Genomic DNA, 15,904 nt, shown 5'->3' on the forward strand with positions numbered 1-15,904 from the left:
GCCGCGACCGACGCCGCGTGGTGGCCCGGGTCGGCTACTGGTCCTTGGAGCGCTGCGGTTCTCCTGCCTTGTGCCGCTGATAGTGGCGGGCGACGCGCATGCGGTTGCCGCAGCGGGCGGCCGAACACCAGCGGCGGCGTGGATGGGTGGGCAGGAACAGCATCACGCAGTCGTCGGCTTCGCATGCACGGATCGTCGCCACCGCGGGATCGACGAGCAGGTCGGCGGCGGCTTCCGCGAGGCAGGCCGCGAGCCGCAGGCCCGGTGAGCCGTCGCGTCGGCGGACGACGGCCACGGCCGACCCGGTCCAGCCCAGTTCGCTGATCGCCGGTGCGGCGCGCTGCGCCTGGTTGAGGGCCAGCAGGTCGGCGGCCGGGGGCTCGTCGCCTCTGCGGACGAAGTCCAGGGCGCGGGCGGTGTGCTCTCGTACGGCCCGAACGGCGGCCAGGTCTTCGGCGCCGATCTCCTGCGGTACCTCGTCCGGGATGCGGGCGGCCTGCAACGTCCACCAGTCCCGCAGGCCATCCGGAGTGGCGAGCAGATCGCCCGTGGTCGGGCGCGTGTTGACCAGGTCCAGCGCCAGCGGCTCTCCGGTCAGCGGCACGAGATCACTCATGTGGCTAATGCTACACCGAACCCTTGACACATTAGATCACCTTCCACTAGACCTAATGCATAACAGGGCGAACAAAGGATTAGAGATGCTTGGAATCATGGCTCGCACGGTCCACCGCCACGTGGAGATCGACGATGTCCGGGTCTTCTACCGGGAATCCGTTCCCGACCGGGCCGACGCACCTGTACTCCTCCTCCTGCACGGATTCCCGTCCGCCTCCCATCAGTTCCGGCGCCTCATCGACGCGCTCGGCTCGCACTACCGGCTGATCGCCCCGGACTACCCCGGCTTCGGCCACACCGAGACACCGGAGGGCTTCGAGTACACCTTCGACCGGCTCGCCGACATCACCGAAGGCTTCGTCCAGAGCCTCGGTCTCGACCGGTTCGTGATGTACGTCTTCGACTTCGGCGCCCCCGTCGGCTTCCGCATGGCCGAACGCCACCCCGAGTGGATCGCGGGCCTGGTCGTGCAGAACGCCAACGCCTACGAGGAGGGCCTCTCCGACATGGCCCGCGGCCTGGTCGAACTGACCCCCCACACGCCCGGCGCCCAGGACGCCATCCGTGACGTACTCACCCTCGCCGGCACCCGCAGCCAGTACGAGACCGGTGTCGCGGACCCGGCCCTCATCGCCCCGGACGGCTGGACCCTCGACCAGCACTTCCTCGACCTGCCGGGCCGCAAGGACGCCCAGCGGTCACTGATCTTCGACTACCACACCAACGTCGAGCGCTACGGTCACTGGCAGCGGTGGCTGCGCCGGCACACTCCGCCCGCGCTCGTCCTCTGGGGCACCGGTGACCCCTTCTTCACCGAACCCGGCGCCCACGCCTACCTCCGCGACCTTCCGGAGGCCGAACTCCACCTGTTCGATACCGGCCACTTCGCCCTCGAAACGCACCTGCCGGACATCGCACCCCTGATGGCCGACTTCCTCGACCGCGCCTGGAAGTGAGTGACCCAATCGGTGTGCAGCCGTGCCGTGCGCCACGTACCGTGCTCCTCGATGCGGTTCGCGACCTTCAATGTGCTGCACGGCCGGACGCTTCGGAACGGCCGGCCCGTTTCCGTCCCGCCCGCGCGTGCCGGGATTCCACTGGCCGACGCCGTCACGGCACTGGGCGCCGACGTCCTGGCGCTGCAGGAGGTCGACCGTCTCCAGGAGCGGTCGGGGCACGTGGACCAGGCGCACGTCGCCGCCGAAGCGGCGGGCGCGCGGGAATGGCGGTACGCGTCGGCGGTCCATGGCCGGGCCGTGCCGGGCAAGGGATGGGTGCTCGACCCGTCCGAGCCGGGGCTGCGGGTCCACGGCCCGCAGGATGCTTCGGCGCAGGGTGATGTGCCGTCGCACGGCATCGCACTGCTGTCCAGACTGCCCGTTCGCGAGTGGCGGGCCAGGCGGTTCGCACCGGCTCCCTTGGCCATGCCGCTGCGGGTGCCCGGCAGGCCCGGACTCACCGTGTCCCGCGACCAGCCACGCGCTGCCCTGGCCGCCGTAGTCAGCGCAGAGCGGGGGCTGTTGACGGTGGTGGCAGTGCATCTCTCGTTCGTGCCCGGGTGGAACATCCGGCAGCTGCTGGCCGTACGGGACTGGATCGCCGACCTGCCTCGGCCCCACGTCCTGCTGGGTGACTTCAACCTGATCGGCCCGATACCCAGGCTCGCGCTCGGGACCGCCGAGTTCGTCGCCCCCTTGGCCGGCCGCGCGCCACGGCCGACGGGGCCGGGCGGCTGGCGGGACCTGGCCCGCGTTCGGACGTATCCCTCGCACCGTCCTGTGGTCCAGTTCGACCATGTGCTCGTCTCCGGGACATCCCGGTGTACCCCGGTCGCCGCGAGTGCCCCGCGCCTGCCGGTGTCGGACCACCGGCCCGTCGTCGTCGACCTTCCCTGGTGATGCCTCAGGGCAGGCCTGCTCAGCGCAGCACGGCCGCCAGCAGGTCGGCGCCCAGCGACGTCACGTCGGACAGATTGAGGGTGTAGCGGACGTACCGGCCCTGCCGCCGAGCCGTCAGAAGGCCCGCGCGACGCAGGACGCCGAGGTGGCGGGACACCTCCGGGGGCGAGAGTTCCCAGAAGTGGGCCAGCTCGGCGGTGCTGTGCGGCCCGCGGGCCAGGGTGCGCAGCAGCCGCAGCCGTACCGGATGCGCGAGCGCCTCCAGCCGCAGGGTGACCGTCTCCAGGGAGACGGGCTCCGCCGGAGTCGGCTCGGCCACGGGGTACTGCACCACCGGATGCCACCCGGGCGCGTGGACGGCCACCAGGTGCGGGCGGCCGAAGACGCTGGGGATGAACGTGACCCCGCCGCCACGCGCCGCGGTCGCCTTGTCCTGCACCTTGTCCACGACGATGCAGTCGCCGTCCGGTGCCAGGGTGACCGCGCCCGAGACCGAGGCGAGTGCCACCCCGAGGCCCTGCCGCCTGAGCAGTTCGTTCTTCAGGCGCAGATCGGTCGCGAGCTGCACCGCCACGTCCGCCCAGGCGGCGTCGAAGAAGGCCTCGGCGCATTCCTCGAGCGTGCGGCGCACCCGTACCCGTACCGCGGCCGGATCGGCGAGCAGCCGTTCCGCGAAGGCTTCCTGCAGTGCGCCGCGGGCCTGGGCCACGTCCAGGGCCCGCTCGCGCGCGGTCGCGTCGGTGAGCGGCGAACTGCCGGGAAAGTGGACCCGGTTGCTGCCGCACGTGGTGACGAGCGCGGCGGTCACATATCTCTCGTCGTCGATCCGGTCCACGTCGTCCAGTTCCTCGGCCAGCGTCGACCGCGGCCGTCCGGGGATCAGGAAGTCGGCCTGCGAGGAACGCCAGAGGAACTCCGCCTCCCGCAGCCGCTCGGCCAGCTCGGGCCGCAGGCCGGCCCAGACGTCCGCGGCCCAGCCGGCGAACTGCGGATGGTGACCCGGTTCGGCCAGCACGTGCAGCATCGCGGTCAGCTCGGCCAGCGGGGAGGCAGCGAACCGCACGCGCTCGGACGGCAGACCGCTGATGTCGATCCTCAGCGTCATCCCCTCATCATCACCGCCCGGGCGGCCGACGACGGCGCCGATTGACGAGGAACGTCAACCCACGTGCCGTACCCCGGCGGCCGGACGCACCGTCTGACGCCATGGCAACCCTCACCCGAGTACGGCCCCGCTCCCTCGTCCGTGCCTCCGGAGGCCCCCGTTATGTCGTCGCCCTGGCCGTGGACGCGCTCGGCACCGGCCTGCTGCGGCCCTTCCTGCTGCTGTACGGCGTCATGGTGCTCGGACTGTCCGCGCCGGTCACGGGCACCGCCATGACGGTCGGCATCGTCGCGGGACTGGTCTGCATGCCCGCGGTGGGCCGATGGCTGGACCACGGCGCACGCAGCACGGTCGTGGCGGCGTCAATGCTGGTGCGCGTGCTGGGTGTTGCCCTGTTGCTGGCCGCCCCGGCCGGGCATGTCTGGCCGTTCGCGTTGGCGGCGCTGTTCCTCGGCATCGGCAACCAGGCATGGCCCGCCGCCCACGCCGCGCTCGTGGCGACGGTGGCCCATGGCCGCGAACGCGACACCGCCCTCGCGGGAGCCCGCGCCCTGCGCAACGCCGGCCTGGGCGTCGGCGCGCTCCTCGCCACCGTCTGCCTGGCGGGCGGCACCGGCGCGCTGCGAGGTCTGGCCGGCGTCACGGGCCTCGCCTACCTTGCCGCGGCCGGCCTGGCGTGGTCGGTCCAGGTACACGCCCGTCCGGCACGGTCCGCCACCGGCGAGGGTGGGGACGAAGAGTCCGCGCCCAGGATGCTCGCCCTCCTTGCCGCGAACGTGATCTACGTCTTCTGCCTCAACGTCCCCGAGATCGCGCTCCCTCTCGTCCTGGTGACGCAGCTGCACGCCTCGCCGGTGTGGTCGGCAGCCGTCTTCGTCACCAACACGGTGCTGGTCGTCACGCTGCAGGTGCCCCTCACCGTCCTCGTGTCCCGCTTCTCCCGGCGCACCGTCCTGGCCCTTTCCGGCCTGCTGCTGGCGGCCTCCTACCTGGGCTTCCTCGCGGTCATCCCACTCGGCCACGGCTGGGCCGCCCCGGCCGTCGCCGCCGTCTCCGTGGTCTGCACGATCGGTGAGATCCTCTACGCCGGCAGCGCCACCGCGCTCGTCACCGCTCTGGCCCCGGCCCATGCCCTGGGGCGTGCCCTCGCGCGCTTCCAACTCTCCACCGGTTTCGGCCTCGCCGTCTCCCCGGCGATCATCACCGCTCTCGCGCCGCTCGGTCCGGCCGCCCTCTGGGGCAGCCTCACGGCTGCCACCCTCCTGTCCGCCTGCGCCGTCGGCACCGAGAAACCGCTGTCGGACGAGCAGCCCCGTCTGATCCGCACCCGCCCCAACAGGTGTGCGGCCGGTCCCAGGGGCGTGGAGTCCCCCGGGACCGGCCACTGAGTACCGGTCTGGCTGTGCCGACCCCCGTGAGGCGCGGTCAGAACTCGATCGGATCCATGTGGTCCCTGTTGTCCTCGCTCATCGAGACGCGGTTCACGATCGTCTGGGAGACGTCTCCGTCGTCGAAGGTCAGATCGAGCCTGTAGCCGAACTTCCAGGTGTCGTCGCCGTTCGGCTGGATGTGCAGCCGGACGGTGCCGCCCTGGAGCGCGTCCCAGGTGATGTTCTTCCGGACGAGCAGATCCACGGGTACGACGGAGCCGTCGGCGAACCTGCCGAAGGTGTCGAACGCCGACGCCGCGGTCTTGCCGGCGGCGGTCACCACCTTGATGCTCACGGTGGTGTCACCGTCCTTGTCCTCACCCGAGGTCAAGAACGTGATCTTGGCGCTCGTCAAGGTCGCACCGACGTCCGCCGGGCGGACGCTGTTCGACGGCGCGGCTCGATGGCTGGGCGCGGCGCCGGCGACGCCCGCCCATCCCAACAGCAGGGCGATGCTCGCCAAGGCCGCGGCTATCGTGCGTCCGAGTCGTTTTCCTCGCATGGGATTCCTTTGTCCAGGCCCCATTTGACTGGGCCGTGAGTGAAATGAGTGGGGGGAAGAGGCCGGCGACCTTCTCCATGGATGGTGTGCCGAAGTGGGCCGGGCGGTCACATCAAGTGCCGTTCAGCGGAACAGGCGTGACGGAAGGGCACGGCAGCAGGCATCGAGGCGCCCACGGCACCGAACTGCTCCGCGAGAAAGCGAGGCAACGCGCCCCAAGGTGCTCAGCAGTCCGCTTCGTCGGGGCTGATCTACGCGCGCCTGGCGGGATGCGCGACGCGGGCGAGGAGGGTGCGCAGCTGAGTCGGCTCCGGGGCGTCGAGGTCGCTGAGGAGGCGGGCTTCGGCGGCGGATAGGCTGCGCCGTACCTCGGGGAGGCGCGTGCGCCCGGTGTCGGTGATGAGGACCTGGCGCACGCGCGGATCGCGCGGATCGGGGCTGCGTGTGACCAGTTGATGTGCTTCGAGGTCGTCGAGCAGGTACGTCATGACGCCGTCGCCGACCTACGCCGACGGCGGCGAACTGAGCGCTCCGCCGTCCTGGCGTATGCCGTGGTGGACCTTCCGCGGCCGTCCGACGCGGGGGCCCGGGCCTCGCGTGCGGGGAGGTTCGCGGTGATCACTCGTCGGTGACAGATCCGAAGTCGGCGCCGTGTGCGTTGCCTGTCAGCGGATGACGTCGAAGACGTTCTTCTGCAGGCCGTTGGCATAGGCCTCGTGCTCAACGAGCTTGAGCTTCTGGGTGCCCTTGTCCGTGCTGCTGAACAGGCGCTTGCCCGCCCCGAGCAGCAGCGGGAAGACGAGCAGGTGGTATCGGTCGATCAGACCGGCGTCGGAGAGGGCCTGGTTGAGGGAGGCACTGCCGTGCATGATGATCGGGCCGCCCTCGGTCTCCTTCAGCGCGGCGACGTCGTCGAGCGAGCGCAGGATCGTCGTGCTGCCCCAGTTCGACACCAGTGCGTCCTCGGTGAGGGTGGTGGAGACGACGTACTTGGGCATCACGTTGTAGTCGGCGAACTCCTCCATGTCCGGCCAGACGGGGCTGAACGCCTCGTAGCTGGTCCGGCCCAGCAGCATCGCGGTGGCTTCCTTCTGCTCCCGCTCCTTGATCTCGAACGCCTCGGGGAGGAATTCGACGTCCTTGAAGGTCCAGCCGGCGTTGCGGTAGCCGGGCTCGCCGCCCGGGGCCTCCACGACGCCGTCGAGCGAGATGAAAGCGGTGCTGATCAGGGTACGCATCGGGGTTCCTCGGTATCTCGTGTCGGGTTGCCGCCAGGTTCGGCCGGTGCGCTCTTCCGTCACGGTCACGGCCGTGCGCTCCAACCATGCTCTATGACTGGGGGTCCCGCAGAAACTCATCGGCGGCCGGGAGAGGATTCACCAAGGAACGGTCTTGCCGAAGCGGTCCAGATAGGCCAGGCCGGGCGTGCCCAGTCGGGACAGCAGGACGTCCACCAGCATGGGGACGCTCTCCTCGAGGGTGTACGGCGCGTCGGGACCACCCAGGGCGGTGCGTATCCAGCCCGGCGCCATGAGGACGAAGGCGCGCCGTGTCTCACTCCGCCGGGCCGCGAAGCTCCGCAGGAACATGTTCAGGGCTGCTTTGCTGCCTCGGTAGACCTCGCGTCCTCCGGTCGTGTTGTTCGTGATGCTGCCCTGCCCGGAGGACATCACCCCGATGAGTCCTGTCGGAGACACCAGGTCTTCGAGGGCGTCGATGACGCGCATGGGGCTGAGCGCGTTGGTGACCATGACGTCGATGAAGTCGGCTGTCGTGACCTCGCCGATGGGCGTCCGCTCGCTGTTGGTGATGCCGGCGTTGACGAAGAGCACGTCGAGTCGGCGGTGCGCCAGACGTTCGCGCAGCAGGGGAAGTCGGCCGGGCTCGTTGATGTCGAGCTGCTCGATGGTCACCCGCCCGTCGGCGTGGTCGGCGAGATCGTGCAGCGGCGTTCGGGCGGTGGTGTCGCGAACGGTGCCGACGACTCTCCAGCCCCTGTCGAGGAGCTCCGCCGCCATCGCGTGGCCCAGGCCGCGCGAGGCGCCGATGACGAGAGCTTCCGGTGAGTGGTGTTCCGAGTCAGTCGATGACATCCGGCGTTATCTCCGTTCTTCAAGCGATGTGACGCTGATGGGGCAGGGGGGAGGCCTCGGGACGGCACAGCGCGGTGTTCGCTGCCGCGGCTCCTCGGCCCGTGCGCTTCAGTGTCTCGGCCGTGCTGCCTCGCGGGCGAGTTACGGCGTCTCCTTTGTAGGATCGCCGTCGTGGCAAGGGCACTCATGACGGAATCCGCTGCCGTACAGCCTGAGGATGTACGAATCATTCGGGCCCTGCAGATCGCTCCGCGGGCTTCGTTCGCCGCGATCGCGACGGCCCTCGGCATGACGGAGGGCGCCGTCAACCGTCGGTATCGCCGCCTGCGCGCCGACGGTGTCGTCCGCGTGGCCGGCGTGGTCAATCCGGGTGCGCTGGGACAGAGCAGGTGGCTGGTGCGACTGCGCTGCCGCCCCGGCAGTGTCGCGGCGATCGCCGATGCGCTCGCCAAGCGTGATGACGTCAACTGGGTGGCGCTGAGCGCGGCCGGCTGCGAGATCACCTGTGCGACTCAGTCCCGGACGCGGGAGCAACGCGAGGATCTCCTGGGGCAACGGCTGCCCCGTACGGCCGCGGTGATCGACATCAACGCCTTCGCGATGCTCCGTCAGTTCCTCGGCGGCCGCGGCCACTACTGGTCCGCTCTGCACGGCACCCTGTCCCCGGAGGAGGAAGCGGCGCTGGGGAGCGGTCGGCCCCCGTTCACCGAGTCTCCGGTCGTCGCTCGCGAGCCGCTGTGCCTGACTCACGAGGACGAGAAGATGCTCGACGCGCTCGCGGCCGACGGCCGCGCGAGTCTCGTCGATCTCGCGACGGCCGCCGGGCTCACCCCGGGACGCGTCTCACGACGGCTCGACACTCTGTCGCGGCACCGCGTCGTCCACATCGACGTGGAGATCGCCGCGGCGGCCCTGGGCTATCACGCTCGCGCGAACCTCTGGCTGCGCGTGCACCCGTCGGCGGTGAAGAGCGCGGGCCGCACCCTCGCGCAGGAACCCGAGATCGCCTTTGCGGCGGCCGTCTCCGGGCCCTGGAACCTGCACGCCGTCGCGCACTGCCGGGACCTCGACGAACTGTTCGAGTTCACGTCCGAGCGCATCGGCTCCTTGACCGGACTGCAGAGCATGGAGGTCTCCCCCGTGCTGAAGCTCATCAAGCAGGCGGGCACCCGGCTCTCCAACGATCGCCTCGTGGAGCCGTCCAGTGCTCGCGCGCGGCGATGAGAGCCCGGGGTCCCGAGTGCCCGGGCGCGCGTCAGCCGACGGTGACGGCCGTCGCGGCGTACGACATCGCCGTCAGGGCCAGTACGACGGCGGGCAGGGCCCGCACGGGCGGGTCTCCGTGGCGCAGGTGGACCACCGCGGCCGCGGCCGTCAGCAGCGCCAGCCCGATCGCGGCCGCCGCCCCGAGCGGGGCCCATGCCGTTCCGAGCAGCGCACCGACGGCTCCGGCCACCTCCAGCGTGCCGACGACGCGGTAGAGGCCGGGGGTCATGCCGAGGTGCGCCGCAGCCCGGCGCATGAACGGCACCGCGGCGACCTTCGCCAGGCCCAGTGGCAGGAAGACCAGAAACAGCGCGACGGCGAGGGTGAACTGTGCGGTCGTCACGCCGGCCGCCTCCGGCGTTCGGCGCCCAGCCGGGCGTAGTGGTCGATGAGGTCGGGCGCGTCCACGGCCCCGCGGCTGACGACGTGTTCGAGCGGGGCGCCCTGGAGGAGGCGTTTGACGGGTACTTCGAGCTTCTTGCCGGTGCGGGTGTGCGGGATCCCGGGCACTTCGAGGATCTCGTCGGGGACGTGGCGGGGTGAGGCTCCGCTCCGGATCGCTTCCTTGATCTTCTCCCGGAGGGCGTCGTCCAGGACCACCCCGGCGGCCAGGACGACGAACAAGGGCATCCAGTAGCCGCCGTCGGGCTCCTCCACGCCGATGACCAGTGCCTCCGTGATCTCAGGTAGGCGTTCGACGATGTCGTGGATGTCGGCGCTGCCCAGCCGTACGCCGTTGCGATTCAGCGTGGAGTCGGAACGGCCGTGGACGATCACCGAGCCGTGCGACGTGAGGGTGATCCAGTCGCCGTGCCGCCACACGCCGGGGTAGGAGGAGAAGTAGGCGTCGCAGTAGCGGGTGCCGTCGGGATCGTTCCAGAAGTACAGCGGCATCGACGGCATAGGTCGGGTGACGACCAGCTCGCCGACCTGGTTCAGCACCGGCGACCCTTCGGCGTCGTACGCGGCCAGCGCCACGCCGAGGTGGGGCGCGGACAACTCCCCGGCCCACACCGGGGTGTTGGGCGCGCTGCCCGCGAAACCGGAGACGACGTCCGTGCCGCCGCTGATGGACGCCAGCAGTACGCGTTCGCCGACGTGGTCGCGGACCCAGGGGTAGGCGGAGGCGGGCAGCGTGGAGCCGGTGCAGCCGACCACGCGGATCGACGACAGGTCGTGGGCCGAGGGGTCGATACCGAACTTGGCCATGCCCAGCAGGTATTGGGGGCTGGTGCCGAAGACGGTCACCTGGTGACGTGCGGCCAGCTTCCACAGGATGTCGGGCTCCGCGAGGGGCGCCGGGCTGCCGTCGTACGTGCAGGTCGCGGCACCCGTCAGCAAGGTCGAGGCGACCAGGTTCCACATCATCCAGTGGGTGGTGGTGTACCACATGAGCCGGTCGCCGGGACCGAGGTCGGAGTGCAGACCGAGAGTCTTCAGGTGCTCCAGCAGGACTCCGCCGTGACCGTGGACGATGCCCTTGGGCAGGCCCGTGGTGCCGGAGGAGAAGACCACCCATAGGGGGTGGTCGAACTCAACGGGTGTGCAGGCCAGTTGCTCGGTGCGGCCGGCCGCGTCCTCCCACGGGATCACCAGCGACGGGTACGGCTGTGCCGACCACCGCAGGCCCACGTGGTCCACCAGCAGCGTCGCCTTCAACGTCGGCAGCGCCACGGCGAGTTCGAGGGCGGCGTCGCGGCGGTCGTGGGTGGTGCCGTTGAAGAGGTAGCCGTCGGCGGCGATCAGGACCGTGGGTTCGAGCTGGGCGAAGCGGTCGGCGGCGGCTCGGGGCGCGTAGTCCTGTCCGCACACCGACCACACGGCGCCGAGGCTCGCCGTGGCGAGGAACGCCACGATCGTGTGCGGGGTGTTGGGCAGGTAGCCCACCACCCGGTCGCCCTTGCCGACGCCCAGGTCACGCAGGGTCGCGGCGACGGAGGCGACCTGGGAGCGCAGGCGGCCGGCGGTCACCTCGTGGCAGGAGCCGGTCTCGTCGAGCGCGATGACCGCCACGGCGTCGTCGGCGAGGTTGCGCAGGGCGTGGTGCGTGTAGTTGAGGGTGGCGCCGGTGAACCAGCGGGCGCCCGGCATGGTCTCCTCGGCGAGTACCTGCTCGTACGGGGTGTCCGCGTCGATGTCGAAGTACTCCCACACCGCGCCCCAGAAGCCTTCCAGATCGGTGACCGACCAACGGTGCAGGGTGGCGTAGTCGGCGCCGTCCATCCCGGCGTGGCGGGCGAAGTCCGTGATGTGGCTGCGAGCGACGGCCTGCGGATCCGGTGTCATGAAAGGCACGGTCATCGTGTGGCGCTCCTCAACGGGTGTGCGGTCGGTTCCAGTGGGCGCGGGCGGGGCGTGGTGTGCAGGACGGATGCCCAGATGGCGGTGCCGGTGAAGTCCCGGCCACCGGCCGGCACGACGTCCATGACGACGCGGTCGGGGCGCAGCAGGACGGCATCCGCCCGGCCGGCGCGCAGCCAGGCGGCGAGTGTGCCGTCGTCGCCGAGGCCGGTGACGGGGATCGCGCGGCTGCCGAGGCCGTGGGCGAGGGCGTTCAGTGCCGGCCATGGTTCGGCGGCGGTGAGCACGGCGAACGAGTCACCGAGCACGTCGTCGAGGCGCGTGCGCCGTCCGTCGGCGGTGACCCAGGGTTGCGGGCAGTGGGTGCCCACCAGGCCTCTGCGGAGGCCGCGCCGGACGAGGGGCCCGGCGGTCAGGGGCGGGCTGAGATCGCGGCCGACCGTCGCAGCGAGCCCGGGTAGGCGGCAGGCGGCCGCGAGGAGTCGGCGGCGCAGGGCCGCGGCGCCGTCCTGCCCGCCGGTCATGGCCCAGCCCATGGCGACGGCGAGCCGGATCATGTGCCGTGCGTGCGGCCTGCGTTCGCTCTCGTACGTGTCCAACAGCCCTGCATCACAACCCTGTTGAAGAACTCGCGCGAGTTTCCATGTGAGGTTGTAGGCGTCTCGCAGGCCCGCGCACAGGCCCTGTCCGATGAACGGTGGGGTGAGGTGGGCGGCGTCGCCGAGGAGGAAGACGCGTCCGCTGTGCCACCGGTCGGCTATGCGGGCCCGGAAGGTGTACTGCGTCTCGCGAACGACCTCGAAGTCCCCGTCGTAGGAGGGCGGCAGCCACGGGGCGATGAGTTCGCGGAGCGGTTCTTCGCCGTCGCCGAGCCGGAACTCCCAGCGGTAGCGGTCCTCGCCGACGCGCATGAAGGTCGCCGGGCGGCGCGCATCGCAGACCTGGTCGACACCCTCCCAGCAGCGGACGTCGGCCTTCGTCCGGACGTCGATGACGTTCCAGCGTTCCTCGAAGTTCAGGTCCTCCCAGGCGGCGCCGATGGCGTCCCGTGTGAGGCTGTTCGCGCCGTCGCAGCCGAGGACCGCCTCGGCCCACAGGTGGTGCTCGCCGTCGTCGTCGCGGTAGGTCACGCGTACCGGACCGGCGGTGTCCGGTCCGACGCCGGTTACCTCCACGCCACCGCGCAGTTCGCATTCCGGGCGCTGGAGGAGAGCGTCGCGGAGCAGCCGTTCGAGTTCGGGCTGGTCGAACATGCTGGTCTGCGGGTAGCCGTGACGGCCGTGTCCGGTACGGCGGAACTCGGCCATCACCCGGTGGCGGGCGTCCAGCAGCCGCATCCCGTTCGCGGGGCGGGCGATCGCGGCGAACTCCTGCCCCACGCCGGCGGCCTGGAGAATCCTGCGGACCTCGTCGTCGGTGGCGACGGCGCGGGGCAGGGGGTAGACGTCCTGGTGGCGTTCCAGGACGATGGTGCGGATTCCGCGCCGGGCGAGGAGGAGGGCTGCGGTCACGCCCACCGGCCCGGCGCCGATGATGACCACGGGTACGTCGGCCCCGTTGCGTTCGACGGTCATGTGCGGCTCACTTCGGGGGTTATCGGGCGTCCGTGACGGGGGTTCGCTGCTCGCCGAGGTCGATCCGGCCGTCCGGGGTCGCGATCGTCGCCGTGATCAGGTCACCGGAGTGCAGGTAGTGCGGGTTCTTCGCCTGCGACTTGAAGAACGCCTTCCACTTCACCGGGGGCGGCAGCAGGGCGCCGATCTTCTCGACCGGCTTCGGCGGAGCCTTCAGGGCCGTACCGCCGGGGGTGCCTGTCAGCAGCAGGTCGCCGGGGTCGAGGGTCTGGAAGCGGGCCAGCAGGGTCAGGGCCTGCGCCGGACGGACGATCATGTCGGCCAGGGTGCGGTCCTGGCGCAGCTCGCCGTTGACGGACAACTGCAGCCGCAGATCGAGGAGATGGGTGAAGTCCTCCGGCTCCAGCAGGGCGAGGTACGGGCCGGTCGGTGTGAAGGTCGGGTACGACTTGCTCTCGTAGAACTGGGTCTTGGTCAGCTGGACGTCGCGGGCACTGACGTCGTTGGTGATCACCAGCCCTGCGACGTACGACGGCAGGTCCCGCTCCTCGACCACGGTGCCGATGGGCAGGGGTGCGCCCATGACGAGGCCGAGTTCGATCTCGTAGTCGAGGAACTTCACATGGGAGGGCCGCACGACGGTGTCGCCGGGTCCGCCGACCGAGCCGGACGCCTTGCGGAAGAAGGTGGCTGGGATGTCGCCGGTGAAGCCCGAATCGCGGGCGTGGCTGCGGTAGTTGACCATCTGGGCGACGACCCGGCAGGGGGTGGTGACCGGTGAGAGGGCGGCCAGGTCGGCGACGGGCGTGCCCGCGTCTGCGGCGAGCGCGGCGTCTCGTACGGCGTCCCGGTCGGCGATCAGTTCGGCGGTGGTGACGGCCTTGGTGTGGACGGGGACGGCCCGGTCGCCGCGGACCACCCACCAGCCGTCGGCGGTGCGCAGGACGTTGGTGCTCATGTCGGTGCCTTTTGTGAGAGGGAAGGGTCGGTTCAGGACCTGGTGGCCTTGAGCAGGCCCAGCAGGCGTGCGGGGTCCATCTCGTTGTCGCCGCGCAGGGCTTCGACGACGTCGCGGATCCGCTGCGGGGAGGGGTTCGCGCCGAGGAAGTCGCGGGTGGCCGGCGGGCCCCACTGGGCCAGGCCGCTCGTCGACATCGGCGCCCAGCCGGGTTCGACGTCGCTGGAGAACAGGTCGCCGTCGGCGAAGTGCTCCAGCATGAAACGGTCGGGGTCGCGCCAGTAGTCGAACAGCTGGCTGCCCTGGATATGCCGTCCGATGCCCCAACTGCGCTGGTAGCCGCGCTCTTTGAGGTACTCGCCACCGGCGGCGATCGAGTCGAGGTCGGTGACCTGGTAGGCGGAGTGGACGTAGCCGGTGCCGGGTCCCAGGTGCATGGCCAGTGTGTGGTGGTCGACCGGCACGCTGCCGAGGTCGCAGCGGACGAAGGCCATGGTCGGGCCTCGGTCGCGCTGTCCGTCCAGGAACAGGAAGTCGGAGACGATCATCCCCAGGGTGTCCAGGTACCAGTTCAGGGCCCGGCCGAACACCCGTGTCTCCAGGACCACATGGCCCAGCCGCTGGATGCGTGACGGCTCGCGGGGCGGGCGCTGTGTGGCGTTCGTACGGCGGTGACCAGTGCCGAAGTTGAACAGGAGGGGCTGCTGTTCGGGGAGCGCCGGCAGCTGCTCGCCGCAGTGCACCACGCGGACCGGGAAGCCCGAGGGGTCGAGCAGGTCGACCGCCCGGCCGCCGCCTGGTATGTCCGCCTCGCGCACGTCGGACCCGGTGGCGCGGGCCAGGCGGTCCAGGTCGGCTCGCTCCGCGGCGCGGAACGCCGGGCCGATGAACCGGGACGTACGCCCGCGGCGGATCACCACGCACGGTGAGCCCGCGAAGGTGCCGCGCAGCCACAGCTCCCGCTCCGTGCGGGCCGCGACAGCGAACCCGAAATCGCGGGCGAAGACCTCGGCGCGGTCCAGGTCGGGCTTCTCGAACTCCAGCCAGGCCAGGTCGGCGACCTTGATCACCGGGTTGCGGGACCGACCGGGGTGCTCCCCTCGCAGCGCGCCGTCCTCGCTGTGCAGGTCCTGGTGGGCCGTCCTGGCATCGGGCCCGTGGACGCGGGTTTCAGACATGGTGCCCTCCGAGCAACATCGCCGTAATGAGGGAATCATCAACTTTGACAGTTCCGTCGTCAAGGTTTCCCCGGAGAGAAATGATGAATTCATCAGAGTTGCGGTCGTCATCGGTTGCGCGGCTACACTCTGTGCATGCCTACGTCCGCCCCGCCCAGCAACCGCTTCGAGCGGCGCCGCGCCGAGACCCGTCGGGCGCTCATCGGCGCCGCCCGGCAGATCCTCGCCGAGACCGGGGACACCGGCGTCAGCATCCAGGCGATCGCCGAGCGCGCCGACGTCGGCTTCGGCTCCTTCTACAACCACTTCGAGTCGAAGACCGAGCTGTTCGAAGCGGCGGTGGTCGACGCCCTGGAGGAGTTCGGCCAGAGCTTCGACGAACGTCTGGCGGGGCTCGACGACCCGGCCGAACTCGTCGCGGCGGGCTTCCGGCTCAGCGCCCGCATGGCCGACACCCACCCGGAACTGATGCAGGTCCTGCGCCGTCGCGGCCTCGGTTACATCCACTCCGACAACGGCCTGGCCCGCCGTGCAGTGCGTGACCTCGAGGTCGGCATGGCCTCCGGGCGCTTCACCGCGGTGGACCCGGCGGTCGCCCTGTCCGCACTGGGCGGAACCCTGCTGTCCCTGGTGGAGCTCAGGTTCGCCCGCCCCGACCTCGACGGCGACGAGGCCGCGACGAACCTGGCCGAGATGGTCCTGCTCATGCTGGGCGTGCCACAGGCAGATGCCCACGAGGTCGCACGCCGCCCCCTTCCCGCCCACCCCGCCTGACCGGCCGGCCTCACGCGGTGACCGCCGAGCCCGGCCGGGAGGCGACCGGGCGGCCGGCCGATGCGCCCGACGGCGCCGCATGCCCACAGAGATCCGTCGTGCCGCGCCCCAGGCCACCCTTTCGAAGCTCTTCGAAAAGATGGTCCGTGCGCCTGGGCGGCTGAAGAGTGGTGATCGCATCGGACGCGGCGAGGTCTGCCGACACCG

At 70.8% G+C, this 15,904-nt stretch carries 16 protein-coding genes; 5 read left to right on the forward strand and 11 right to left on the reverse strand.

Translation table 11 applies throughout. From position 1 onward, the window contains the following. Positions 1 to 34: 34 nt before the first annotated feature. Positions 35 to 616: a CGNR zinc finger domain-containing protein gene (locus ACQF4J_RS03235; RefSeq protein ID WP_351570016.1), complete on the reverse strand. Its 582-nt coding sequence runs from the start codon at positions 614 to 616 to the stop codon at positions 35 to 37. 97 nt (positions 617 to 713) lie between these two features. Between ACQF4J_RS03235 and ACQF4J_RS03240 the strand changes: the two genes are divergently transcribed. Both ACQF4J_RS03240 and ACQF4J_RS03245 read left to right on the forward strand, forming a co-directional pair. After that, complete coding sequence (locus ACQF4J_RS03240) at positions 714 to 1,574, forward strand: alpha/beta fold hydrolase (RefSeq protein ID WP_351801043.1); 861 nt, start codon at positions 714 to 716, stop codon at positions 1,572 to 1,574. 51 nt (positions 1,575 to 1,625) lie between these two features. After that, positions 1,626 to 2,516, forward strand: coding sequence for an endonuclease/exonuclease/phosphatase family protein (locus ACQF4J_RS03245; protein ID WP_427164469.1), 891 nt, complete (start codon positions 1,626 to 1,628; stop codon positions 2,514 to 2,516). Positions 2,517 to 2,535: 19 nt separating this feature from the next. Here ACQF4J_RS03245 and ACQF4J_RS03250 read toward each other — a convergent pair whose 3' ends face one another. After that, positions 2,536 to 3,621: a helix-turn-helix domain-containing protein gene (locus ACQF4J_RS03250; protein ID WP_351570025.1), complete on the reverse strand. Its 1,086-nt coding sequence runs from the start codon at positions 3,619 to 3,621 to the stop codon at positions 2,536 to 2,538. A gap of 101 nt (positions 3,622 to 3,722) precedes the next feature. Between ACQF4J_RS03250 and ACQF4J_RS03255 the strand changes: the two genes are divergently transcribed. Continuing rightward, positions 3,723 to 5,009: an MFS transporter gene (locus ACQF4J_RS03255; RefSeq protein WP_351801047.1), complete on the forward strand. Its 1,287-nt coding sequence runs from the start codon at positions 3,723 to 3,725 to the stop codon at positions 5,007 to 5,009. Between the two features lie 37 nt (positions 5,010 to 5,046). Here ACQF4J_RS03255 and ACQF4J_RS03260 read toward each other — a convergent pair whose 3' ends face one another. The 4 genes from ACQF4J_RS03260 to ACQF4J_RS03275 form a co-directional block, all read right to left on the reverse strand. After that, entirely contained in the window at positions 5,047 to 5,514 is a 468-nt protein-coding gene (locus ACQF4J_RS03260) for a hypothetical protein (protein ID WP_351570031.1), read from the reverse strand. Between the two features lie 290 nt (positions 5,515 to 5,804). Next, a complete protein-coding gene (locus ACQF4J_RS03265) occupies positions 5,805 to 6,041 on the reverse strand; it encodes a MarR family winged helix-turn-helix transcriptional regulator (RefSeq protein WP_351570033.1) in 237 nt (78 codons plus the stop codon). A gap of 177 nt (positions 6,042 to 6,218) precedes the next feature. Further along, positions 6,219 to 6,791 (reverse strand): dihydrofolate reductase family protein, encoded by a 573-nt coding sequence (locus ACQF4J_RS03270; protein ID WP_427164471.1) that lies wholly within the window; start codon positions 6,789 to 6,791, stop codon positions 6,219 to 6,221. 138 nt (positions 6,792 to 6,929) lie between these two features. Then, positions 6,930 to 7,646 carry an SDR family NAD(P)-dependent oxidoreductase gene (locus ACQF4J_RS03275; RefSeq protein WP_351570039.1) on the reverse strand — a complete coding sequence of 239 codons (717 nt, stop codon included), beginning with the start codon at positions 7,644 to 7,646 and terminating at the stop codon, positions 6,930 to 6,932. A 171-nt stretch (positions 7,647 to 7,817) separates the two neighbouring features. Between ACQF4J_RS03275 and ACQF4J_RS03280 the strand changes: the two genes are divergently transcribed. Next, the gene (locus ACQF4J_RS03280) at positions 7,818 to 8,870 is read left to right on the forward strand and encodes an Lrp/AsnC family transcriptional regulator (protein ID WP_351801053.1); all 1,053 of its coding nucleotides are present in this window, start codon (positions 7,818 to 7,820) and stop codon (positions 8,868 to 8,870) included. 31 nt (positions 8,871 to 8,901) lie between these two features. On the opposite strand, the gene ACQF4J_RS03285 is transcribed toward ACQF4J_RS03280, so the two are convergent. Genes ACQF4J_RS03285 through ACQF4J_RS03305 form a run of 5 tightly spaced genes read right to left on the reverse strand, consistent with a single transcriptional unit; the run spans position 8,902 to position 14,923 of the window. Beyond that, the gene (locus tag ACQF4J_RS03285; protein WP_351801055.1) at positions 8,902 to 9,255 is read right to left on the reverse strand and encodes a DoxX family protein; all 354 of its coding nucleotides are present in this window, start codon (positions 9,253 to 9,255) and stop codon (positions 8,902 to 8,904) included. Further along, positions 9,252 to 11,213, reverse strand: a complete 1,962-nt coding sequence (locus tag ACQF4J_RS03290; RefSeq protein ID WP_427164473.1) for an acetoacetate--CoA ligase — start codon at positions 11,211 to 11,213, stop codon at positions 9,252 to 9,254. The genes ACQF4J_RS03285 and ACQF4J_RS03290 overlap by 4 nt, the downstream gene beginning before the upstream one ends. Continuing rightward, positions 11,210 to 12,787: a bifunctional 3-(3-hydroxy-phenyl)propionate/3-hydroxycinnamic acid hydroxylase gene (locus tag ACQF4J_RS03295; RefSeq protein WP_351570052.1), complete on the reverse strand. Its 1,578-nt coding sequence runs from the start codon at positions 12,785 to 12,787 to the stop codon at positions 11,210 to 11,212. Before ACQF4J_RS03295 ends, ACQF4J_RS03290 begins: the two co-directional genes overlap by 4 nt. Positions 12,788 to 12,806: 19 nt before the next feature. Further along, on the reverse strand, positions 12,807 to 13,745 hold the full coding sequence (locus ACQF4J_RS03300; RefSeq protein ID WP_351570055.1) for a fumarylacetoacetate hydrolase family protein: 939 nt from the start codon (positions 13,743 to 13,745) through the stop codon (positions 12,807 to 12,809). 32 nt (positions 13,746 to 13,777) lie between these two features. Next, a complete protein-coding gene (locus tag ACQF4J_RS03305; protein ID WP_351801059.1) occupies positions 13,778 to 14,923 on the reverse strand; it encodes a VOC family protein in 1,146 nt (381 codons plus the stop codon). 135 nt (positions 14,924 to 15,058) lie between these two features. On the opposite strand from ACQF4J_RS03305, the gene ACQF4J_RS03310 reads away from it, so the two are divergent. Beyond that, positions 15,059 to 15,697, forward strand: a complete 639-nt coding sequence (locus ACQF4J_RS03310; protein WP_351570061.1) for a TetR/AcrR family transcriptional regulator — start codon at positions 15,059 to 15,061, stop codon at positions 15,695 to 15,697. Positions 15,698 to 15,904 lie beyond the last annotated feature (207 nt).

Source organism: Streptomyces sp. C1-1 (assembly GCF_050214755.1).
GTDB lineage: Bacteria > Actinomycetota > Actinomycetes > Streptomycetales > Streptomycetaceae > Streptomyces.